Annotated in this window: 16 protein-coding genes and 1 tRNA gene; 8 read left to right on the top strand and 9 right to left on the bottom strand. The window is 45.2% G+C overall.

What is annotated here, in order from left to right; genetic code table 11:
• Positions 1 to 252: 252 nt before the first annotated feature.
• The 4 genes from trxA to RID53_RS23085 all read right to left on the bottom strand — a co-directional run bounded on the left by trxA (position 253) and on the right by RID53_RS23085 (position 5161).
• Complete coding sequence (trxA, locus tag RID53_RS23100; protein ID WP_044206943.1) at positions 253 to 576, bottom strand: thioredoxin; 324 nt, start codon at positions 574 to 576, stop codon at positions 253 to 255.
• 291 nt (positions 577 to 867) lie between these two features.
• Complete coding sequence (locus RID53_RS23095; protein WP_446390331.1) at positions 868 to 2031, bottom strand: GuaB3 family IMP dehydrogenase-related protein; 1164 nt, start codon at positions 2029 to 2031, stop codon at positions 868 to 870.
• A gap of 279 nt (positions 2032 to 2310) precedes the next feature.
• Positions 2311 to 4362: a flotillin family protein gene (locus tag RID53_RS23090; protein WP_446390330.1), complete on the bottom strand. Its 2052-nt coding sequence runs from the start codon at positions 4360 to 4362 to the stop codon at positions 2311 to 2313.
• Between the two features lie 121 nt (positions 4363 to 4483).
• Complete coding sequence (locus RID53_RS23085) at positions 4484 to 5161, bottom strand: DUF1449 domain-containing protein (protein ID WP_446390329.1); 678 nt, start codon at positions 5159 to 5161, stop codon at positions 4484 to 4486.
• A 192-nt stretch (positions 5162 to 5353) separates the two neighbouring features.
• Here RID53_RS23085 and RID53_RS23080 point away from each other — a divergent pair.
• The 3 genes from RID53_RS23080 to RID53_RS23070 all read left to right on the top strand — a co-directional run bounded on the left by RID53_RS23080 (position 5354) and on the right by RID53_RS23070 (position 7032).
• Positions 5354 to 5424: transfer RNA gene (locus RID53_RS23080), tRNA-Cys, on the top strand.
• 1061 nt (positions 5425 to 6485) lie between these two features.
• A complete protein-coding gene (locus RID53_RS23075) occupies positions 6486 to 6689 on the top strand; it encodes a hypothetical protein (RefSeq protein ID WP_446390328.1) in 204 nt (67 codons plus the stop codon).
• 145 nt (positions 6690 to 6834) lie between these two features.
• On the top strand, positions 6835 to 7032 hold the full coding sequence (locus tag RID53_RS23070; protein ID WP_446377537.1) for a hypothetical protein: 198 nt from the start codon (positions 6835 to 6837) through the stop codon (positions 7030 to 7032).
• Positions 7033 to 7069: 37 nt separating this feature from the next.
• Here the strand turns inward: RID53_RS23070 and RID53_RS23065 are convergent, their stop codons facing one another.
• Positions 7070 to 8290 (bottom strand): WD40 repeat domain-containing protein, encoded by a 1221-nt coding sequence (locus tag RID53_RS23065; RefSeq protein WP_446390327.1) that lies wholly within the window; start codon positions 8288 to 8290, stop codon positions 7070 to 7072.
• A 193-nt stretch (positions 8291 to 8483) separates the two neighbouring features.
• A complete protein-coding gene (locus RID53_RS23060) occupies positions 8484 to 9167 on the bottom strand; it encodes an SAM-dependent methyltransferase (protein WP_446390326.1) in 684 nt (227 codons plus the stop codon).
• Between the two features lie 229 nt (positions 9168 to 9396).
• Between RID53_RS23060 and lepB the strand changes: the two genes are divergently transcribed.
• The 3 genes from lepB to RID53_RS23045 all read left to right on the top strand — a co-directional run bounded on the left by lepB (position 9397) and on the right by RID53_RS23045 (position 14148).
• Complete coding sequence (lepB, locus tag RID53_RS23055; protein WP_446390325.1) at positions 9397 to 10440, top strand: signal peptidase I; 1044 nt, start codon at positions 9397 to 9399, stop codon at positions 10438 to 10440.
• Positions 10441 to 10619: 179 nt separating this feature from the next.
• A complete protein-coding gene (locus RID53_RS23050) occupies positions 10620 to 12935 on the top strand; it encodes a GAF domain-containing protein (protein ID WP_446390324.1) in 2316 nt (771 codons plus the stop codon).
• A gap of 211 nt (positions 12936 to 13146) precedes the next feature.
• Positions 13147 to 14148, top strand: a complete 1002-nt coding sequence (locus RID53_RS23045) for an aldo/keto reductase (RefSeq protein WP_446390323.1) — start codon at positions 13147 to 13149, stop codon at positions 14146 to 14148.
• Here RID53_RS23045 and RID53_RS23040 read toward each other — a convergent pair.
• A complete protein-coding gene (locus tag RID53_RS23040) occupies positions 14132 to 14461 on the bottom strand; it encodes a hypothetical protein (RefSeq protein ID WP_446390322.1) in 330 nt (109 codons plus the stop codon). The genes RID53_RS23045 and RID53_RS23040 overlap by 17 nt on opposite strands.
• A 705-nt stretch (positions 14462 to 15166) precedes the next feature.
• Between RID53_RS23040 and RID53_RS23035 the strand changes: the two genes are divergently transcribed.
• Complete coding sequence (locus RID53_RS23035; RefSeq protein ID WP_446390321.1) at positions 15167 to 15862, top strand: sigma-70 family RNA polymerase sigma factor; 696 nt, start codon at positions 15167 to 15169, stop codon at positions 15860 to 15862.
• Between the two features lie 333 nt (positions 15863 to 16195).
• A complete protein-coding gene (locus RID53_RS23030) occupies positions 16196 to 16972 on the top strand; it encodes a hypothetical protein (RefSeq protein WP_446390320.1) in 777 nt (258 codons plus the stop codon).
• 344 nt (positions 16973 to 17316) lie between these two features.
• On the opposite strand, the gene RID53_RS23025 is transcribed toward RID53_RS23030, so the two are convergent.
• Positions 17317 to 17601, bottom strand: coding sequence for a DUF427 domain-containing protein (locus tag RID53_RS23025; RefSeq protein ID WP_446374948.1), 285 nt, complete (start codon positions 17599 to 17601; stop codon positions 17317 to 17319).
• An 89-nt stretch (positions 17602 to 17690) separates the two neighbouring features.
• On the bottom strand, positions 17691 to 24032 hold the full coding sequence (locus RID53_RS23020; protein ID WP_446390319.1) for a CHAT domain-containing protein: 6342 nt from the start codon (positions 24030 to 24032) through the stop codon (positions 17691 to 17693).
• Between the last annotated feature and the right edge of the window lie 162 nt (positions 24033 to 24194).

Here is a 24194-nt window from a genome sequence, read left to right as displayed (position 1 = left end):
ATTTATGATAGAAAAACGGGTAATTATAGTAGTTGGGGGACTAGATATAAACTCAAGTTGCCAACTTGCTGATTTTTATAATGATTTCAAAATTGGCAATTTACACGGCTTTTCACCGCTTTTCTGGCTTTTGGGTTATGTTTGCCAACCTAATCGAGAGCTTACAGGCTTTTTGTAGCTGTAGCGACTTCTCGCGCCTGCAAGCCTAACTAGCCTTAACCCGATTCGGCTTAAGGCTTAACTGATTAGGGATTAGAGATATTTTTCTAGAGTGTTTGCTAGCGTCGTTTTCGGAACTGCACCCACAACCATATCAACTCGTTGTCCTCCTTTAAAAATCATTAAGGTGGGAATGCTACGAATCCCATACTGACTGGCTACATTGGGATTTTCGTCAGTGTTGAGCTTCACAACTTTAATCTGACCTTCGTATTGTTGGGCGATTTCATCTACCACAGGGGCGACCATCCGACATGGACCGCACCAAGGTGCCCAAAAATCTACTAAAACGGGAACGTCACTATCTAGGACGTCTTGCTTAAAACTGGCGTCTGTAACTGCTACGGCTGTTGACATGCCTGGAAATCCTTGCGTGTAACTATTTTCTATGTGTCTTGGGATATTTTACCACAGAGAAAACTGAGCGTTCCCCTGCAAAAAAAGTATATATTTAGACATAAATCGTCACATTTAATCGATTAACATGTTAAAATGTCGTGACATTAGAGCTTAACGCTGAAAAAGGAACCGCCCGAACATAGTCCGGGCGGAGTGTGGTGTGAGGAGTGAACGGAAACATGCGTCTCCGCTTTTTCTATGTTAACTTACATCAGTGGGGTTTGGGGCAGTTTGTCAACCCCAAACATTTTATTTACCCATTCCCAACTGTTGCGCTTTCTGGTAAACTTTCCCTTCGGTGAGCAGGGATGGGGCAATCACGACCTCCACTTGCTGCATTTCTTTCAGGTCTTTAGCGCCCAAAGTTCCCATACTGGTTTTCAGCGCACCTAAAAGATTGTGAGTGCCATCATCCAGTTGGGCAGGTCCAATCAGAATTTCCTGTAATGTTCCCGTACTCCCAACTTGGATGCGCGTTCCTCGTGGCAGAACTGGGCTAGGCGTTGCCATTCCCCAGTGAAATCCGCGTCCTGGGGCTTCTTTGGCACGAGCCAGAGGAGAACCAATCATCACCGCATCTGCGCCACAAGCGATACATTTACAGATATCTCCCCCAGTAATTAGCCCACCATCAGCAATAACTGGCACATAATTACCCGTCTCTTGATGATAATCATCACGGGCTGCTGCACAATCCGCCACCGCCGTCGCCTGGGGGACTCCCACACCCAGAACGCCCCGCGAGGTACAAGCGGCACCCGGACCAATTCCCACTAATATCGCTGCTGCACCTGCTTTCATTAAATTCAGGGCAACTTCGTAGGTGACACAATTGCCCAAAACCACGGGCATTGGCATATCCTGGCAGAACTGGGCTAAATCTAGAGGAGTAACTGACTCGGGTGACAGGTGAGCCGTGGACACCACAGTGGCTTGTATGAAGAATAAATCAGCACCCGCTGAGGCGACAATTTCACCGTATTTCATCGCGCCTGCTGGTGTAGCACTCACCGCCGCAATCCCACCTTGGTCTTTAATTTCCTGAATTCGCTGGCTGATTAATTCCGGTTTAATCGGTTCGGCGTACAACTCCTGCATCAGATTAACGAATTCTGATTTACCCACGGAGGTGATTCGCTCTAATATCGGAGCAGGGTCAGCATAACGGGTTTGAATGCCTTCGAGGTTTAAAACCCCTAGCGCTCCCATCTCAGATAGGAGAACTGCCATTCGCACATCAATCACGCCGTCCATCGCACTGGCAATGATCGGAATTTCTCGTTCGATGCTCCCCAAACGCCAACGGGTGTCTGCCAAATTAGGGTCTAGCGTCCGTTGTCCGGGGACTAATGCGATTTCATCGATGCCATAAGCTCTGCGAGCTGTCTTACCTCGCCCAATTTGAATATCCACGCTTCTCTATTCGTTCCCAAGACTATTTAAGCTAGGGTATCAAATTTTGTTCTTTGTCATTGGTCATTGGTCATTTGTCATTTGTTAGGGAACAGGGAACAGGGAACAGGGAACAGGGAACAGGGAACAGGGAACAGGGAACAGGGAATTCTAGAAAGCTCATCTTCTTATGTCTCCTCTGATCCCCTAGAAGGGCGGGTTTAGTCAAGTTATCGGTTTGTGGCAAAACGTTATCAGTAAAACCCGCCCCTACAGTCCTGCTCCTGGAGCTACTCTGCCTCAATTATGACGGGTTCTGGGGTCTTCGCGATCGCTCTTTGACCCAGATGTCCGATGCGGTGGCGTGGAACCCTCATCACTCTTAACCTGAGAGGGTTCGACCAGTTTCGCGGCTGAGGACGAGGGTTGTCGTTGTCCGGGAGATTTGGATGGGGGCGGTGGTGGCGGGGTTTGTCGTTTGACTAAGGCGGGCGTCTCGGATTCGGCTGAAGACTCTGACGGCTTCGGATTGCCATTTTCTCCCGTTTGAGTCGGATTATTCCGCACCAACTGACTTACTTGACCAATTAACGTGCCTAGTTTCCCTTCATCCAAAAGCGTATTAATTAACGACAAGCCACTGGTTGAGAGTAAGAGTTTGTTAATATCACCCATGCCATTACCCTTACCATTGCCATTACTGCCATTCATCCCAGGAAACGCAAAAATTCGGGTATCACCTAAAATTCCCGGTTGTGGTGCTAAGGCTTTGGCGATTTCTGGCAGTTTATCGACTAAATCGGGCCAAATTGTGGTCAGTACTTGGGCGCTTAACTTGGAGTCACTTAAGGTATTCTCGGCTTCAATGATTGCCCGTTTTCCTTCGGCTTCAGCTAAGGCTTTATCCCGATTCGCTTGGGCTAAGGTGCGGATGGATTCGGCTTCTAATTCTGCCGCTTGACGGGCAATTTCGGCTTGACGACGACGACGGAAAACATCGATTTCGACAACGTTTTGGTCAGCAATTCGTCGTTTTTCTGCCTCTTGTTCTGCTGAAATTAGGGATAAGCGTTTTTCCCGTTCCGCTTTTTCAATCTCTGTCGCCGTAACCACACCGGATTCCGCTTGGGCGCGTTCGGCTTCAGCGGCAAAGCGTTCTCGTTCTTTATTGGCAATAGCAACCGCCGCTTCCTGTTTTGCCACTTTTGACAAACGTTCGGCTTCAGCTACCCGGACTTGGGCTTCTAGGCGGGAGGAATCGACGGTTTGCTGACGGGTAATTTCGGCGATTTCGGCTTCCTGTTTTTGGGTGGTTTGGGCGACTTTTAGCTGTTTACTCCGTTCTTCTAGGGCAATATCAGCCTGAATTTGGTTTTCTTGAACCGAGAGTTTGCGGCGAATTTCTTCTTCTTCAACGGACTTATCTTGTAAAATTTTTGTCCGTTGTATGGCGGCGGCTTCTCGGTCTTTGGCTTCTTGAATTTCTCGTTGTCGCTGGGATTTTAGGGATTCAACTTCGAGTTGTTGTCCTAGAGTGGCGTCTTCTTTTTCTCTGGCGATTCGCAGGGATTGCTTCTGGGCATCGAGTTCCTGCTGTTCAATTCTGACCTGGGTACTCAGTTCAACCTCCCGTTTTTGTTGAATGGAGCGTTGAATGGTTTCGGTTCGCAGGCGGACTCCTTGGGCGTCGAAGAAGTTATTGGTATCGTAGGTATCGCTTTCTTCGATTTCAGAAATGGCGATATTATTTAGGGTTAATCCGACTTTTTTTAGGTCAGGTTGAATCAGGTTTAAAACTTCATCCGCAAACCCTAATTTATCAGAATCAATTTCGGCTAAACTCTTCTTCTTCGCCGAGGCGCGAATGGCATCATCTGCCCGTTTTTCGAGGGCTTCTTTAATATCTTCCGTGGAAACTCGTCCTTGTTTGGAGAGTCGGGCAGCAGCGGTTAACACGTCGTCTTTATCGGCGTTAATACAGACATAAAAAGTTGCCCGCATATTTGCCCGCAGGTAGTCTTGAGTGCGAACGGCTAAGTTTCCGGTGCGTTCCACATCAATAGAAATTTCCCGTAAAGGGACACGAGTGAGTTCATGGAAACCGGGCCACACGGCACAACCGCCATACAAAATGACTTTTTTCTGTTTAACAAAAAAGCCACCGGTTCTGACAAAGGCTTCGTTATTGGGAGTGATTTTGTAAACCAGTTTGTATGCCCATAACGTGGCAATGAGTCCTAAAATGATTGCCCCAATCACACCGGGGAACAGGAGGATACCACTGGGTAACTGTGCCAGGGTAGATGATACGGGAACAGGCTGGGACGTTGATGTCGTAGATGATTGTGACATGGTAGTTTGCGCTCTAAATCTATATGTTGTATTGAAGCCTGAAATTTATACACATTTAGAGGTTGTGTAAAAAGAATCACAGTTTGCCTGAACGGAATAGAAATGGTTGTGTATGCAGAGGTTACTGTGAATCTTTTGGGGATGAATTAGACAACCACTGTTGTTGATCAGAACTATCTTTAGTAACCACCCGATAGCTTTCCGGTTGTCGGTCAATGACTAAGACGTGATTGCCCCGATTGGGAATAACTTTTGCCCATTTCGGTAGAGTGGCATTAATGGTTACCAGATTGCCACTGGGATCAATCACATCCACTTGACCGATTTTGCCTTGACTTTCTAGGGGAATTGAACTAGAACTGACGCTACCCTGACACCCAATTAAGCGATCGCCACTGGCATCTTCTCCAAATGTGGCAAAAATTTTGCCTAAAGGTCGAGAAATTAAGCCACCACTAAATACACTCAGGAGTAGGGAAGCACCAGCGACGACACCACCGAAGAATCCCGTGGGAATCGTACCCGTGAGATTTCCGATCGCCACATTAATCATCCAGCCGAATGCTCCTACCAGACAACAGTCAGTGGCAAGTAACAAAATTAGGGGAACTTTACCCACACCCAGAAAACTGAACATTGATCCCATGGCAAAATCGCCATCGGCATCCACATCAGCATCCGCATCGGCATCGATATCAAAGTCATCATCCCCGCCACCGGAGACAATGACAACCAGAAACAGGAGGATTCCCATCCCCAGGAAAATCCAGTAGGGCAGGTTAAGCAGGTTGAATAGCATGGATAGAGGTGTAGCGGGACGCTCTATTAACGGATATTCTCAGACTAGCGAGGAATGGACAAAATGGCTTCACCCCGCTAAGATACTTAATGTTTTGCTCGCCGAAAAGAATTCCTGGCGAAAGAGACACATAAGGATGAGATAGGCTATAATCCTTTATTGTAGAGACGCGCCATGGCGCGTTCGTTGTGCGGCGGCATAGCCAAGCGGTAAGGCAGGGGCCTGCAAAGCCTTTATCCCCAGTTCGAATCTGGGTGCCGCCTTTTTAGATCCCCCTTCCGTCCCCCTTAAAAAGGGGGAGACCAGATGTTGCTTCGCTTCAATCCGGGCGGGTTGATTTTCCCCCTCATCCCCTAACCCCTTCTTCCACCGTGGGGATACTGCTGACGAATTGGAAAAACCTAACCCCCCAACCCCCCTCGTTCCCCCCGGCAAGGCAGGGCTAATTCCGCAGTGATGAGAGAAAATTAGGGCGACCAGGATTAATTAGGGTCTGCTGAATAAGTGTTTTGGTGGGGTAAGGAGCAGGGGAAGTAGGGGGAGCTGGGGGAGCAATGATACATTTTCCCACTCTAGCGGTGCAAGGGTATGAAATACATAATCATTGCCACTTTCGGTAATTAACTGTACAGTTTTTTTTTGCAACGTAAGGAATCCAAAGTAAAAACGACTCCTTCTATGTCTAAAGTGGCTAGAAGATTTTGCACAACAGCAATTTCACTACCTTGTTTGTTGTGAAATTGTTGGAGAGCAAGGGGAACTCCTTGTTGAGCGCTGAATACCGAAACTACATTAATAAAATCTTGATAAGCTTGGTCGTCATTACTGACAGTAGCTCTACTGCTTTTACCATCAACTCCTAACCAATCTTGTTCTCCCTTAGGAAGGCTACTATGTACCCAATCATTAAAAATCTTAGCTAAATCCGTAAAATTGGTTCAACTAGGATAAGTAGGTGGACACAATAAAAGGTAACGGTAGAGTCGTCATTTGTCTTTATTTTTGTTTGGTGTTTGGGTTACAGTGTGTATGATAAAATGATTGGGCTGGGTTCTTTTCGTTTGATAGGCTAAAGCCATTACTACGAACGACAAATGACAAAGCTATTTGGTTGGGTCATAGCATTCTGATAGGCTAAGGTTCCCTAGGGATTAAAACCCCAGGATAACGCTCTTATGTCACTTTCGGAAGAGCGAAGCCTGAAACCCTTCCTATGATAGAGCTTTACCTAGACTTGCATAGGTCTTATGTAACGGATTGTTCCATTCTATGCAAAAATAAGTCCCGTAGTTCTGTCGTTGTCTCACTCTAAAGGAACTCGATTGTGAATCAATCCCCCAATGAAGGCACAAAAACCTTTTTGTATATTATTGGCATTGCCCTGGGTGTGGGTCTGTTACTCGCAGCATTTGTTTTGCTACTCACGGGACTCGGTGTAATTCAGCAAATTCCATCGGCTGTCGTCTGGGCGATCGTTCTCTTTTCCATTGGTATCGGTATCCTCAGCGGTCTCACGATCCGACGGTAAATTAAGTAGGTTGGTGGAAATCAACCGAACTCTCTGACGTTCTGTCACTATTCCTGAAACCTTCATGAATGAAAAATGACGTAGCTTGCTTCTTGCGATAGCAAGTTCCCCGCCGTAGTTTTAATTTTGTTCGACTACTTATATTATGAGTCCACCTCCCCCATCTGATACCCTAATTTATGCTTATATTTTTTCCATTTCTGTCGCTGTTACGATTGTGGTTTATATTTTTAGAGGTGTAGGTATCCTCAGCTTTATTCCCGGCGGTATTTTGTGGCTATTAATTTTACTGTCTATTGCCACAGGGATTATTTACGGGGTGCAGAAAACCAAGCGCTACTAATACGCAATCAGGGTTAACGCTGCCTATCTGGGTAAGGTTAATCCATTCCCCAGACGCAAATAGTTCGATCCTGACTACTACTAACAATGAGTGGCACATCAGAAGTCATGGCAAGGGATACAATTGCACCGCGATGTCCGGTTAAGCTATGCAATAAAATTCCTGTGGGTAAATGCCAGAATCGAATTGTCTCATCCCAACTGCAACTCACTAGCGTTTGTCCATCCTGACTCATCGCTAACCCTTTGATCTCACCCCAATGTCCGGTTAGAGTATTTAAGAGTTTTCCAGTGGGAAGATGCCAGAGTTTAATTGTTTTATCCTGACTCCCACTCGCGAGAATTTCTCCATCAGGATGAATCGCGATCGCATTCACCCAATGGCTGTGTCCGGTGAGACTATACTGGAGGTGTTGCGTTTGCCAATTCCAGCCGTTCAGGGTATTATCAATACTGCTACTGATTAAGGTTTGACCATCGGCGGTAAAAGTGAGGGCGGTAATCGCCTCTGTATGTCCTGCGATCGCACTTATCTTTTCTTCAGCCTGAATATCCCACAGGGTAATCGTTCCATCCTGACTTCCACTGGCAAGAATCTGTCCCTCTGGATGCAGGGCAATGGTATAGATCTTACTCCCCTGTTCGCTAAACGTAGCTATCAGTCTATCGCTGGCTAATCGATTTTGTTGGGATACTCCGGCTAAATTCCACAGCTTAATTGTACTATCCCAACTACCACTAATTAACATTGGCTGATCAGGATGAAACGCCACCGCCGACACCGAACTCCTATGTCCTGTTAGAGTACAAAGAATCTTGCCTGTGTATAGCGATCGCACTTTAATGGTTCTATCTGTTGCTCCGCTTATCAGCAACTGTTGATCCGAACTTATTGCCAAGGCATACGCCGTAGAATGAGCAGTAGAATAGCGATAAAGACATTGGAGACACTGATAAGGATTATACTCCATTAAACGCGGCAACAACTGGGGATGATCAATTCCCCGAAGTTGCGAATAGGCGGTATATCGCACTTGCCAGTGATCATCGTTCAGGGCGTCTAATACTACAGAGACTCCCGCCTTACCATACGTCAGACTCTGCTTAACCGCCGCCACACGTTGACTCACCAGGGGACTGTGCAAACGACGCTGAACACCGACCAAACCGCCTAAAACGGCTGCATTAGCCGGGAGTGGCAATTGACCCGTTCCTAATACAGCATCATCCTGTCTCGGCTGATGGGGATGAGATACCATTGATCATGACCTATGTCCTACCGAATTATTGTAATACAACTGTAGTATTAGGGAGTGCGATCGCACCATTCGTTCGTAGTCAGCGCTTTAGCGCCTCCGGAATCCTGAGTTGAGGTGGGTTTAGTTACATCTGAGTAAAAAAGTGGGGATCGTCATTTGTCATTCGTCATTCGTCATTCGTCATTTGTCATACTCAAAACTTTTTTATCTGCAACATTTGATTTCCGCCTTGTTGAAACTCATAAGCAACCTGCTTAATTTCCACATTATATCTCTGTGCATTTAACTCCCTGATTACAGGGGATACATGGGGAGATACATCTCCCGAAATATCTACCAGCGGAAAAATTCTCACCTCATTTGCCACACGACACAATTCCTGAATCGAAAGCAGGTGAAACGCTTGAGACAATAAGTCAGAATAGCTAAACAGGAAGTGAGAACAAACCGCTAAACTAAATTGACGGGTTGTAAATGGTAAACTAGGCAACTCAGCATTAATATAGCGTCCTTGTTCAATTCCTATCGATAAATCGTCGATAAATTCTTCCATGGCTGACAGGCGAATTTCTCCCAGTTCTTCGGGTGATCCAATTGTTTGCCACACATAGTTATCACGATTCGCTTTCACCCCATCAATCACCCTTGGATATACCTCTTGAATGCGTCTTTTGATATCAGTTGCCGAAAACTGATAGATAGGGTCACAGGAGATAACATTATATCCTTGGCGCGTCATCTCCGCATTAAAGCTAGCCGGTCCCCCTGCACAATCGAGTAGGGTTAATCTAAGTTCATCGGGTTGCAGGTCAAACATTCTGACATATTCGTCTAGCGAACGCCCCCAAGGAATAACGGTTTCGAGTTTAAATCCCATTTTTATTTCTCTGATAACTAGGAACCACGAAGGATAAAATACAATTTTAACTTCACCGTTGATTTAAACGATAGGCTTAGTTTTATAAGTTTCTATAAAGATAGTTAAATCAACTTGTCACTCTGCCCAGTTACTCGTTATAGTAAAGCCGCTCTCTTAGACGTTTGTTAAATTTAGCATCTTAACATGGGGTATCTACTGGGCTACACCTATATCGAAGGCAATACCGATGTCTCAATTGCAGCACCCTTCCTCACCGAGTTCAGGAAAAGAACCTTGGCTAGCGGCTAACTTATCCCTATTTTTTCCCGGAATTGGTCAGCTTTATACGGGAAAGCTGATCAGAGGGTACAGTTTAATTATCACTCAAGTCGGGTTATATGCTTTAAGTGCATGGTTGATTTTAAGTCAAATCGGCAATATTTTCATCGGAGAAATTCTATTAATCGCCACATTCGCATTGAGTATTTGGGGAATATTTGATGCCTATGACTGTGCCAAGAAAGCTAATCCACCGAGTTTTGAGAAACTCAGAACCAGTCGAAAAGATCCATGGCTGGCTGTCTTTCTCTCGCGCCTTGTCCCTGGTGCGGGTCACCTCTATATTAACCGTCTGTGGTTGAGTGTTCTATTCTTTACTTTTTTTATTACCTCGTTGCTGGTTCAACTCGTGCCGATACTCCTCAAATCTCTGGTTTTTTATCACGTTTATATCGCCTCAACCGTTCGTCGTGAACGAAATCAGATTCCCATTTTATGTATGGCGCTTGTCTCTATTCTATTTTCTATCATCATTTCTATGCAGATGTTCTTTATTACAACACATATCGCTGATAGTCACGTCATTACCACGAACGAGATGAACCCAACGTTACACAGCGGCGATCGTGTTATTGTGGATAAACAAACCTACCATTTTCGATCCCCCCAACGGCAAGATGTTGTCCTATTTTTACCACCGGAAGCTTTGCAAGATAACCATTTTCGAGAAGCCTTTGTTCAGCGAATTATTGGTTTACCTGGAGAACGGGTAGAGATTCAAAAGGGAATAGTTTATATCAATTCTCAGCCTTTGGAAGAGAACTATCGTCAAGGACGTTCTCAAGACGCCTTTACTCCCATCACCGTTCCCGCCAATTCTTATTTCGTCTTGGGGGATAACCGCAACCACAGCTATGATAGTGAGGATTGGGGGTTTCTTCCCCAACAGAATATTCTGGGAAAGGTAACCAAACGATTTTTCCCTCCCCAACGAATGGGGATCGTTGACTAATCAGGGATAAAAACGGCTACAGTACGGGTAGTATGGTGGATAGGTCGCGGGCATGTAAAGATTGTAGGTAGAGCGGTTGTGCCAAATCGCACTGTTTCAGAAGCATCTTACCCGATAAACCTTGAGAAGCGGCTTAAATGGGCAACTGCCTGGTTAAAGTAAAGGGAGGATCTATACTGATGTCAAATCACCAGGATTTAAATTTTATATTAACACAAATGTTAATGGAAATAGCTCAATGCTTCAAGAAAATTATCCGTGTTGATCGGGTTAATATTTTTTTATTAGACCGATATGACCCAGAGCAATGTCTCGTTTTAACCCCAAACTATTCCCAACCCAAAGAGTTAAGAATTCCAAATACTACGGGGATTAGCGGAATTGCCAATTTGCAGAGTTTTGTAGAAAGCCCGTTTGAATGTCAGTTTTACCGTGAAGAACACGGGATAAAACTACCGCATTACTTTGATTATATCGTTTATAATTTATTATCTCTACCTTTATCTAATAAACAAAAAAACATCATTGCTTTTGTTCAATTACTTAACAAATTAAAACCAGAGGCTAGCCCCGATCAGCCTTTAGAGAAGACGATTGACAATCATGGATTTACTCAAGACGATGAAAGGCGATTTTATCAGGCAAGTGCGTGGATTCGTCCCACCGTAGAGCGATGTCAGGCGCTTTATGCAGAAATTAAAAAACAAGATGTTTTTCTTGGCTTTATTAAAGCTATTCATACGATTAGCCAAGGCGGACTAAACTTTGATGCGATCCGTCAGCTTATTATTCAAGAAGCCAATGAATTAATGAATGCCGATCGCAGTCGCTTATGGCTAATCGATCAGGAACGCCAGGAACTGTGGACAATGGTAGAAACAGAGGAAGGTTCTCCTCACCAGAAGCGTCACGGGATTGGGGTTGGCTTTGTGGGTAAAGTAGCTGAGTCGGGAAAAGCCTTAAATATTCCCTTTGACCTCTATATCTACCCTGGTGTTGATCGGATCAAAAAAAAGGATTGCCATACCGGGTATCGTACCTGTAGTTTACTCTATATGCCCATTTTGACACCGGATAACGAAGTCTTGGGGGTACTGGAGTTAATTAATAAAAAGAAACGGGGATATTTTCCCGCTTATGATCCCGACAGTTGGCCCATTCCACCGGATATCTTTAAAGCAAGTTTTAGTCAAGCCGATCAACAATTAATGGCAGCCTTTGCGCTGCAAGTGGGGATTGCCTTACAAAATTCTCGCCAATTCACGTCGCTAAAACAACAGGAACAGATTCAACGGCTTATTTTAAAGACGCTAGATCATGGCGTGATTTATACCGATGCAACGGGGCGAATTATTACGGTCAACGAAAAAGCGCATCAGCTTCTCAAAAGCGATGAGGGAGATGGGGTGGAAGGGAGTTGGATTGGTGATTTTATTCAGGTAAAAGAGAGTAACTTTGCTCATTTAGTCCAAGGGGCTTTAACAGAACAGCAGGACTATCAAGCTCCTCATACAGTTATTGCCCGTGATCAGGAACAACCGATTGATTTATCGATTCGGTCGATCGCCGAGAACAACGGATCTCATCATTTTTATGGACTCGTCGTCGTTCTCAAAGAAATTAATTCCACGAGTTCCACTCAACTTCCCACCTATCACCAAGTCAGCCAGGAACTCACTCAGGAATTTTTGAGAAAATATGATATCCAGTTATTTGCTCATCCCAATGTGGCGATTTTATGTGCTGATATTCAAGGGTATACCAGCCTGATGGACAACATGGAAGCAGAAACCGTTGTTTCCATGCTCAATCACTATTGTGAACTAATGGTGGAGACTGTCTTGAAGTATCAAGGCACTTTAAATCAATATATTGGTGATGCATTAATTGCTGTCTTTGATACCTCCTTACCTGTAAGCGATCGCGCCTGGTATGCAGTGCAAGCAGCGATAGACATGCGCCAACAGTTAGCCGAGTTTAATCGTAATCATTTGACACCCCAACAGTCAATGCCTCGTCTAGGTATTGGCATTCATGCTGGGAGAATCCATCTGAGTAATGGTTCTCAACCCCCATTGTCTGGGGATATTGTCAACTTTACCTCATTACTCGAACAAGTCAGTCGCGATTATGGCTGCGACATTATTATTAGCGAAACGATTTATCAACATTGTCGCGATCGCGTCTGGGTGCGAGAACTGGATCGCCTCCCGGTGAAGAGTAAACCCCAATCCCTTGCCATATATGAACTGATGGGACTTCGTTCCCGATCCCTTTCGAGTCAGCAAGAACAAATTATTGACCATTATGAAAAGGGGCGTCGCTATTACCTCAACCACCAATTTGCCCTGGCAATTGGTGAATTTTCCCAGGTTTTGGAGATGGATGGTGGTGATAAGGCGGCGAGATTACATATCCAGCGTTGTTTGTATTGGCTAGACTCGCCACCGCCTCCCAATTGGGATGGGGTGTGGACATTAAGTGTTGAGTGTTGATTGTTGATTGTTAATTGTTGATTCTTCACGTCGTTCGAGGAAACCTAGCGCGTGAGGTATGTAGGGGCGGGTTTTACTACTATCGTTTCGCACCTCACCCCAGATGTAACTAAACCCGCCCCGACTCAATCTGTTTCCTGTTCCCTCCCCTGAGTTATTGCATATTTAAGCAAACTCAGCACAATGGGAAGAAAGTCTGGAGGTGCAGTATATGTCCGAAAAAACAAACCGACGCACATTTCTCCTAACGGGTATGGCGGTAGCAGGTGGAATTGTGGGAAGTGCGGCGTGGAAAAAACATCAATCCTCAGCTTCCCAACAGCAGTCAGCGGAAACCCTCGCCATGTCAGTCTCTGGAACCACCACAATGCCGGAACGGATGTTAGGAGATACAGGGGTTTCTGTGCCTATTTTAGGCTTAGGAGGGGCAGGGAAGACACCCTTATCCAAACCGAACCAGGAAGCTGAGGCGTTGGCGATTATTCAACGGGCGTTAGAATTAGGAATCCGTTACTTTGATACGGCGGCGAGTTATGGACCGAGTGAAGATTATCTCGGTAAAATCTTACCAAACTACCGACAGCAGGTATTTCTCGCCAGTAAAAGCGCCGCCCGCGATCGCGATGGGGCGTGGCGGGAGTTGGAGCGATCGCTCAAACGCTTGAATACCGATTATTTGGACTTGTGGCAATTGCACCACGTCTCGTTTCACGAAGAACTCGATACGATTTTTAGTTCAACGGGGGCGGCTAAAGCGATCGAAGAAGCCAAAGCCCAAAACTTGATTAAATACTCTGGGATTACTGGACACCACGAACCCGATGTGATTGCGGCTGGATTGCAGCGTTATCCCTTTGATACTACTCTGGTCTGTATTAATGCGGCGGATAAACATCACCCCCGTCCCTTTATTCCCACCGTTTTACCCGTGGCGCGAAAGCAAAAGGTGGGTGTGATTGCCATGAAAGTCCCGGCTTATGGGCGGTTGTTTAAATCCGGTGCTTTAGACGGGATGCACCAGGCGCTGGGATATACTCTCTCTCAATCCGGGGTTCACTGTGCGGTAATTGCGGCGGAAAATGTGCCACAGTTAGAGTCAAATGTGGAAGTCGCCAGCCGTTTTCAGCCATTGGATGAGATGGAATTGGCGGCGATTGAACAGCGCACGGCGGCGAGTTGGCAGACAAATACATTTTTTAGGGCGTGGACTTAACATCTTCTTCTTGTTGACGTAGCCACTCCGAATCATTCGCCTTTGTCGTATAGTTCCACATCAGTTCCCGATCTTGCCAAACTTTAGCTGGGATCAGGATTTGTCCATTCTCTTCGCGATAAGGAACACTATAGAAATCAAAGACTCGCTTGATATTTTCCTGGTGTTCTGGGTTAACAGCCGCATCGGAAACCACTAACTCATCTTGCGAGCGAATAACTGGGCGATAGGGAACATACTGATTACTCATGCAAGCGACTGTCAAGGTTAATAAAACCAGGGAGATTGACCAATTCAAAATCACGTTTTGCATGATTATATTGCAGTTTCCAAGCTAATGTGATACATCCAAGTGTAGGGGCGCAAGGTGTCTATAATACGGTCAAGTATTCCCAGAAACCGGGTTTTTCGTGAGAATGACAACGCCATACCAACCTTTCACCCAAAGAAACCCGGTTTCTTGACCGATGTCCTATGCAGTCAAAGTAACATTTTGTAAACAAAGTCAATGTTCTGCGTAAAATTAACTCTCTTCTGGCGAGTAATGAGTAGAATCTGTTTTTGTCAGACAAAATCATGAAAATCAATACGCTAATGCTGGGATTTTGGACGCCACTAATTTTTATTCGCGAAGGCTCACCAGCACAAGCAGGAGAGGAACTCATCCGCTGCCCTTCCCTTACCTAGTGATCTGTAACGAATCCTAAGAGCCAACTATTCCGAAATCCCCGAAAAAAATTTTGTTGTCAGTTGAGTCGTTGCGATTAGAACCCGGTGCTTGACCAAAAATTGGAACAACAACTACCCGCCTGGAGTCATAAGTCTTTCTACCTAGTCAGCCGCAGGTTTGGTGATTTCTTGATCAACCTTCCGACACTTTTGCTATGATGTAATGCTTTCAGCTCATCGATGACTTCTACACATCTGTGTAGGAGTCTCTTGTACCCGTGAATTTTTCTACACAGTCAACCCATTTGACGAAACAAGGCACATAATATAATCTTTAGCCAGACTGGATATGACTCAGCAATTTAATCACGCTCTTCTTCCTGAAGACCCAATAAAACGCTGTCTCAAGGGAGATTGTCTGGTTTGTGGGCAACTTCTGAGCCACTTGGAACATCAACGGAGAATTGAAAGAATTGCCCGTAAAAATACGAGAGGTACGGCTGTTTCCTGGGAAGATGCTGCCCAAACTGCCCATGCTAAAGTATTTCAAGCTGTAATGGCGGGAAAGTTCCGCCAAGGGGATGTCCAAGACTTCTACCACTGGGCGGCAATGGTGGCACGTTTTGCGATTATTGACTTGGTGCGTAAGGAAAAACGACAAAACTGTATCAGTTTAGACCAAACCATTCCGGGAACGGATTTGCCTTTATTGGAAACGATACAGGATAAGTTGGATTTGTTGGATACTGTAGAACGTGCAGATTTAGTTAGCCGCGCCATTGATGCGATTTCCGTGCTGGATAAACGTCATCCTAATCGGGGTTATCAAAAACTCTGGTATGGTAAAGTACAAGGCAAAACTCAAGTCCAACTGGCTGCTGATTTGGGCTTAAAAACTCAAGGTGCTGTCTCAAAACGTTGGCGCGAGTTATTAGAATACCTTGCTGAAGAGTTAGGATTGATGAAACCTGCAACGGTTCAATCTGAAATCGAAGCGACAAGCCGTCAAAAGGTTCAGCGAGTGCGCTCAACTCAAGGTTGGTAAGGAGCGTCATTTATCATTTGTCATCCCTCATTGGTGAGGGTTTGAGGGAAGTTTAAACAATCATAAGTCGATGAGGTGTATCCATCCGGGCTAGCGATTTGAAGAGTCAACGAGAGTAGGTTGGGTTGAGGAAGGAAACCCAACGAGAGCAAGTTAGCATGACCATTATGTCAAAGCTAATAGGCTCCCTATCTATCCGGGCTAACGATTTGAAGTTTTGGTAAAGTTGATCAATTTTTATACGCCGTTTGGTGAAATTTAGAGTAGGCTAGGTTTCAGGTGATTTGCTTTCTCATCAGAGCAGAGTACGGTATTGTCTGGAGCTAGAATCAAATGCGTATAAACTATAATGAATACAGGTTTCCTAAAGGTTCAACATTAAACCAGCAACCCCCTCAACCTGGAGAAATCTGGGAGGTTAATCGCTCGGTGTATAGTCCTCTAGAGTTTTCTCCACAGGAGCAACAGCATCTATTTCCTGATTCCGCACGAAGGTTTCTGGCGGGGAATTCGCCATCGCGCTATGTGATGATTGTGAAGGAACCTGAATCGCCTGTCGCCGCAGAGGAGTGGCAAGTTGTTTCCGTCATGGTTCTTTCTCTGAACACGGATTTTCTGAGTTCTGTTGATCTGCTGATTCCCGCTACTGTGTCTGGCATTAGACAAGATTTGCTCGCTCAAACTTGGCATGTACTGCCAATGTTAACCTGTAATTTGTCTCATCCCATTGGCAAACGGTTGTCTAGAGAGATTTATGACGTATTGCTGAATGTGGGAGATTACTATCATGGTTTAATTGATCAACCACCATCGGCGTCAGAAATTGAGTTATGTGGATTAAAGATAGGAAAGGGATTCCCTGAACAAAAGCCAGAAATTCAGGTGTTTCACCAACAAGAGGAAGCCTGGAGTTCTGTTTTAAATGTGCCAGTCGCGGCTTATAATGTCTATCTAAAGACGATGAATTTGACAGCAGCGATAGTAGAGAATGCGGTGCAAATTGAGCAAGAGTTAATTGAATCGGGTGCAAACGTCTGGGTTCAATCTCAGCCAAATTTCCATCGGGAAAACTGGCAAACTCCCGGGGGTGACAGGGCGGTTAAAAAGTAGGTAGAAGGGATTCAGGTCTAGCTGTAGCGTTTTACAGAGAGTGTTACAGCAGTTTACTTTGCTATGCGGTACATTGTCGATCCCCCTAAATCCCCATGGAACAAAACGCGAAGCATCCTTTGGTCTCCCCCTTTTTAAGGGGGACGGAAGGGGGATCTGAAGGGGGACTTTGATCTACTGTACTTTATTACAGCGCTTTGCGCTGTATATTTAAGTTGGGCGAGGATTCTAAACCCATACTAAGCTGTTCGGCATTTAAACCTTAATGTCAATAATGGCGAAAGCCGTGTAGTGCGAGCATCTTGCTCGCTACCCATTCCCAATTTAAATGCATGACAGCTTAGCTATGCTTCAACTTTTACTCCTCTCCAAAAGGCAACATAGCCCTCAAAATTTTTCGCCTTCTCTTTTGCTTGAGGATAGTACCAGGCTGCATCTTTATTCTGTTGCCCATCAACTTCGATGGTGTAGTAATTGGCTTGACCCTTCCAGGGACAGCTGGTATGGGTACTGCTTTCCTTGAAATACTCCTGGTTGATTGAGTCTGGGGGAAAATAATAGTTTCCTTCGACAATCTGACAGTTGTTGCTCTCGGCGAGAACCGTGTCGTTCCAGATAGCTTTAGGCATTGTTACGTTTCTTCATAAACTCTCCAATTCTCATTATGAGGTAAAGGAGCAGGGGAGTGGGGGACTCAGCCAAAAATTTCCGCCAGTTTTTACCAAGGATTCCCCACGACAGTGAAAGATGCCCAATAATACGGATGGGTTAAATCTTGTGATTGGGGCAATTCAGAGGGTAACAAAATCGTTCCCGCAGACGTAATCAGTTGACCATTTTCCAGTTTAGTTTGCCCCTTAAGCATATCGATTTGCACCTGTCGTAAGGCTTCTGCTTTAATGGGAGCCGTTCTTAAGTGATCATAAAATTGGGTCATTAGTGCCAATGTACCTTCATCGCTGACATACCACAAACTGGCTAAGGTTGATTTGACTCCCGCTTGCACCGCTAATCCGGCAAAGCCTAATTCGGCGTTTTCATCCCCTAATGCAGTACGACAAGCACTGAGTACCAGTAATTCTACAGGAGGATCATTCCATCCTAATTCTGGCAATTGATCAAGGCGTAGCTTACTATTCCATAACTGGATGTAGGAATTGCTGATCGCACCGGGACGAAAATCGGCATGGGTGGCGAGGTGAATAATCCCAAAGGGTTGTTTTTTCCGTTGGGCTTTCAGATTATCTAGAGTAAAGCCTTCATCTAGGAAAAATTGACCTTGCCATAGTTTCTGGGTAATCGCTTCTAATTCCACGGGAACGGCGGGTAACGGCTTTTTATCGCTAAATCGTTCTGCCCCCATTGCCAAAACTTGGGTATCTTGCACACTTTGGTAGCGAGTATCAGTAAGGCTTAAACTGGGCATAATTCCTACACTATAATTCTCGATCAAGAATTGTTGTTCATTGTGTAGGGCGGCTACGGGAATGGAACGTAAACCCCTGTCCATCACAAACACCAAGTTTTGAATGCCTTGGGCTTGTAAGTCAGCTTCTAATGGCGTAATTAACCAGTCGTAGAGTTGTTTTCCTGGGGCTAAGTAACCCTTAGTATCTCGGACATTGGTTACACTTCGTTGAAACTGTTGCGCTACTTGTAAAACTTCAGCGCGGGTGATGGGTATGGATTTGTGAATGGGTTCTCCTTGGGCGGTAACTAAGACGAGATCCAGTTGATCATTGTCTTGGGGGGTAGCTGATTCAGAAGAGATGCTACTGGGAACAAACATGACATAAATTAATGCAGGTTTGACCCCTGTTTCTTGGGCAATATCCTGCAAAAGTTGACGCGCCTGAGTTAAGGTGAGAATTTGAGTGGCTGGTTTGCCAAGATAGGATTCAAATTCTTGGGTATACGCCGCATCAATTGTGCCAAATACGGTGTCAATTGTTACAGATGGCACGTCGGTTTCTACCTGAGGTTGTGAGGGGGACTCTTTTTGCAGAATCAGCGGATTTTCGGGTGACGATGCACTGCTTGTTTCTGGTGTAATCAGTTGAATCTGACTCGGTGCAATTCCCTGAGTATAAGGATTGGGATAGGAACCCTCGGTAATTTGATTATCGCTTCCGGTTGCGATCGCGCCTCGTGTTCCATTCTCGTTATTATAGTCTTGTCCGACGGTGAAGGGGATACCCAATTTCCCTCCTTGATGGCGGATGATCACTGATCCACCACCATTCCCGCCTGCGGTGGAGATACTGGTGGTTGTACCCGTGCGATCGCTAAATGTCTCGGTAGCGCGGAAAAATTGTTCTGTGGTAATATCAACGTTACCACCTCTGCCGTTGATGCCACCTTGAGCATTAATCGAATCCACTTCGATATCGTTTTCTGGATCTAAGGTGACATTCCCCCCATCGCCCTGAGTTGCACTGGAATTGATCGCACCCGTTTGAATCTCCGTTTTGGCTTGTACTGTAATATCTCCCCCTTGATTCACTCCCGACGTATTCAGATTTCCGGTAGTGACAGCCCTTTGATTACTGGTGAGAGAAATCCCCGCATTCGCCGTAATATCATTTACATTAATAGCTTGATTCGCCAGTAGGTTAATTGTGGCATTATCGAATCCGGTAATTGTACCTGTGGCGGTGATCGAACCTGAACCTGTTGGTGATAGGATAGATAGCGGATCGCTAACGGTGAGATTGCCATTGAGTTCGATCTCGCCACTGCCATTTTCCCTGCCAATCCTGAGACTCTGGAACCCGTCTTCAAACACGCCTCTGGTGAGAGTAAACTTTTGAGTGGGATTAAGCGGTTGCAAAACTAAATTAGTATTTGATCCCGTTACCGTTGCACCCAAGGTAATCTCTGATGCAGTTAGGGATAAATCCGATAAGACAGCCAGGGAATCTTGGATACTTAAACGATTCGCCGTAACATCTCCGCCAAATTGGGTGGTTCCTCCGGCGTCAGTGGTGAGACTATTTAACGGTGTGATACTACCCACAGCACCAGAGAATGTGGTGGTTCCGCTACTGAAGATACGTAAAGTGCGATCGCCCTCTACAATGCCACTAAAATTGATATTACCACTCGCCGTATTCAGGTCAACATCAGCGCCTAAATTAACCCTGTCTCCTAAGAACGTGAGACTATTACCTGAGGTTGTGATATTAGAATTCAGTGTTGTCGTAGCAGCATCAAGGGTAATCGCGGCATTATCTTCACCCATCAGCATACCATTAAGAACAATTTCCCCACTAGACGACTGAATCGTCACAGGATCATTGAATGTAAAATTATCATCCAGTGTAATTGTGCCACTCCCTGATTCTTGTCCAATGGTTATACTCTGGAAACCGTCTTTGAATATCCCACCATTTACACTAAAGTCTTGGTTCGGATTTAGAGGTTGCAGTGTCAGGGTTTGATTGGTGCTTGTCTCAATTGAATTCAAGTCAATTTCTGCGGCGGTTAGGGATAAATTGGATAGCACATCTACCCGATCTTGTAAATCCAAGCGATTTGCCGTAACGTTCCCCTGGAATTGAGTTATTCCGCCAGAATCTGTCGTGAGACTATTCAGTCGGGTAGAACCACCAACCGCACCGCCAAAGGTTGTTGTACCCGAACTCAATAGTGTCAAATCATGATTGCCATCAACCGTACCTTGAAAGCGAATTGGGTTACTACCACTGCTGAGAGTAACATTATTACCCAGTCTAACGTTGTCTGCATTAAACGCTATACTACCATCTACAGTCGTGATATCGGCATTTAAGTTAGTGGTGGCACTGTTGAGTGTAATTGAAGCATCATCTATACCCGTAATCTTGCCATTAATTGCGATCACACCATCAGGCATTTGAATTGTTACGGGATCACTGAACGTGAGATTGCTTAAATCAATTTGTCCGCCGCTATTCGTACTGCGAATTGTCAGACTCTCGAAACCATCTTGGAATCCCGCTTCCTCGGAGGATGTCCCTGATCCGACTAGGCTAAAGATATCAGTAGTATTTGACGATTGAAGGATCAGATTTTGATTGGTTCCCGTAATCGTTGAGCCGAATTCAATTTCATCCGCCGTTAACGATAAGTCGGACAGCACCTCGACTGCATCTTGGATGTCGATTTGATTAGCGGTAATATTGTTATTGATTTGGGTTGTTCCCTCGTTATCTGTCCTAAGGGTATTCAAACGGCTGATGCTGCCAACTTCAGCTGTAAATGTCGTTTCTCCTGGATTTAATACGGTCAAATCATACGTCCCATCAACCGTGCTATTAAAGTTAATTTGACTATTTCTAATCGTGCTTATCGTCAGATCAGCCTTTAATTCAACACTTGACATAAAGTCGATTGCTGGAGGAGGCTGCATTCCGCTTTGGGTCAACGTTAATGTTGAATTCGACAGCACTTCTACCATGTTGTTGAATTCTAGCTGGTTGGCAGTTATATCACGATTGATGATCGTTTTTCCGTTAGCGTCTGTGCTGATAATATTTAAGGAATTCAGACTGCCAACAATCCCATTAAATAGTGCTGTCCCCGTGTCCGTATTTAAACTTAAATCATATTCTCCATCAACCGTGCCATTCAAGGTAACATTACCACCACTCGTATTGAAACTGATATTGCCCCCAAGCTGGAGAGGGTTATCTAAGATTAGATCATTGCTTCCTGTGTTTACAGTTATTGTTTCTATATCCAATGGCTGAAGCCGAAGCGTTCCAGTTCCTCTAATAAAGGGAACTTCAGGTCTATTTGCAGGTACTTCTGCGGGCTTAAGCTGAATTTCATTGCTGGTCAGGTTAATGTTACCATCTAAGTCACCATTTGACTGAATGCCCCGGGTAATAATGCTGGTTGCTTCAACGGCAATATCGCCACTTTCACCCGCACCATCACAGGTAATATTACTACAGGATTCTATTGTTCCTTCATTTCCTAGCGGACCTGTGGTGTCAATTACACCACCGCTGTTGATCGTGATTTCTCCGCCATTTGCACCACTTGTCTGGATATTGCCACTGTTAATATCTCCTCCAGCCGTGATAGTAATATCGCCTCCATCACCCGTAGTATCTTTACCTCGGGAAAGAGCATTCGTCATCCTGATCGTACCACCAGCATTAAGGGTAATATTTCCTCCATTATCACCCCTTGAATCAATATCACTACCACTAGCGTTTTCAATGTCAATATTGCCTTCGGCATTAAGGATTATAGCACCCCCATCACCACTCACATTTGCTCTCGATTTAATTGAAGCAGTTCCAATATTTTCACGAGAGTCAATAGTAACAGATCCAGCATTACCCAAATCGTTGCTTACATTGATTGCTCCAATTTGAATATTTCCACCTAAATCATTTGGATTGTACTGATTGGTTAACAATACCACTCCATCCGGTTGATTAATGGCAATCTTAATACTGCCGATATCAATATTTGCATTGGTAACTGTTCCCGGAAAAGTGGGAGGTTGGTTATCACCTGTAAATTGATTAGTTGAGTCTATCGGTGAAGTAACAGTTGGTACTCCTCCTAAGAGTGACCAATCTACGCCTGCTCTAATGTCTAATGTTGGTTGCTGATTGCCGTTAATTATCACTGATTCACCATTTGACAAGTTGACTGTTGCCAACTTCCCTATTTCAGTAGTCCCGTTAAACAAGGTAGTATTATTGGGATTAATGGTATCAGCTACTGTATCTGCCCCCGTAATTTCAACATTTCCTACATTGACGCTACCCCCAGCTAAAATATGTAGCGAAGCCCCCGTATAGTCTCCCAGTTCGACATTTCCTGTAGCTAGAATAATTGGATCATAGGGACTTTCTAAATCTCCTTCACTGCCATCCAATTGTTCAATCCGGAAATCGCCGCCTGTCGAGTAGTGAGCATCTCCGCTTATCGTATTACTAGAACGGAAGACCATATCCCCACCAGAGAAGAAGCCACTGGCGGCATGATTCAGGGCAAAGATATCAACCTTTTGATTTCCTTGAACAATTAAATCATTTCCCGCATCAGCAATAAATGGATTCGCCACAGTATCGCGCACCCGTACCGTATCCTGCGCCAAGAGTTGCAAATTACCCGTTGTGGTTAACTGACTCTCCACCAACGTGAGATTATTCTCTGCTGAAAGTAACGCCGTTCCCCCCGTTACCGTATTGGCAACTACATCACCCTTGTCAATCGCAATTCCTGAACCCGTAAGCGCAACCTCACCCTGTTCATTTACCGACAAACCTGTGGCGTTACCAACGTTTCCTCCCGTTAGCAGTTGGGGAAGAGAAAGGGGAGTAAATGGAACTTCCGTCGCCGCCGCCGGAACCTCTAAACTCAGCAAATGTCCCGCTTGGCTAATCCGAACCCACTGATTACCAGGAACGGTGGTTACAGTAATTTGACCGTCTGGGGCGACTAATTCACCTGTACTCACAACCGTACCGCCAATTAGACTGAGATTCTGTTCAGAATTGACTTCCAGTGTGCCTGTATTAACGATAGAACCGGGTTCTGGTGTATTAAAGACAAAGCCATTGGGCGTTCCCACCAGAGAGGTGTAATCATTGATCCCGGTAGCATTAAACAGGTTATCGCCAAAACTAATCCCTGTAGCGGTTGTGGCGGTAAAGGCGGCGGGGACGTTTAATTGAGCCTCATTGCCAAAGATAATACCCGCCGGATTCATCAAAAACAGATTAGAAGTGCCGCCAGTGATTTGAATTAACCCATTAATCACCGAGGCATCACCGCCAGTAATTCGTGAGAGAATATTCTGTATCGATGAGTTGGATAAAAAATTGGCAATTTGTCCCGAATCTAAACCAAACTCACTAAAACTGTGGAAGAGATTCGCGCCATCTCCTGACAATTCCCCCCCCTCAATATCGAAGCGGTTTCCCTCTTGATTCACAGTCGTATCGGTACTGTCATCGGAAACAATCGGTTGGGTTAACCCCGATGACATGAACCCCAGTGTGGTTAGGCATAAGGTTAGGGTTGACAGTAGTTTCAGGTAGATGGGGGCTGACATAGACTTCTCCTGAGGGAGGTAATTCCTCTATAATTTTCTAGGGTTTGAGAGAGCCGATCGCGGGACTCGTTTGGCATCGATAGACCCACCCTTGGTGAATCGACGCGAGGGAAAGGATGAAAGGCAAAGCGATAAAAGCCTTGAACTCGTTACCTTACCCTG

It is taken from the genome of Coleofasciculus sp. B1-GNL1-01 (genome assembly GCF_040220235.1).
Lineage (GTDB): Bacteria > Cyanobacteriota > Cyanobacteriia > Cyanobacteriales > Coleofasciculaceae > Coleofasciculus.
Note: the sequence above shows the minus strand (reverse complement) of the source record. Positions and strands in the feature narration are given on the sequence as shown.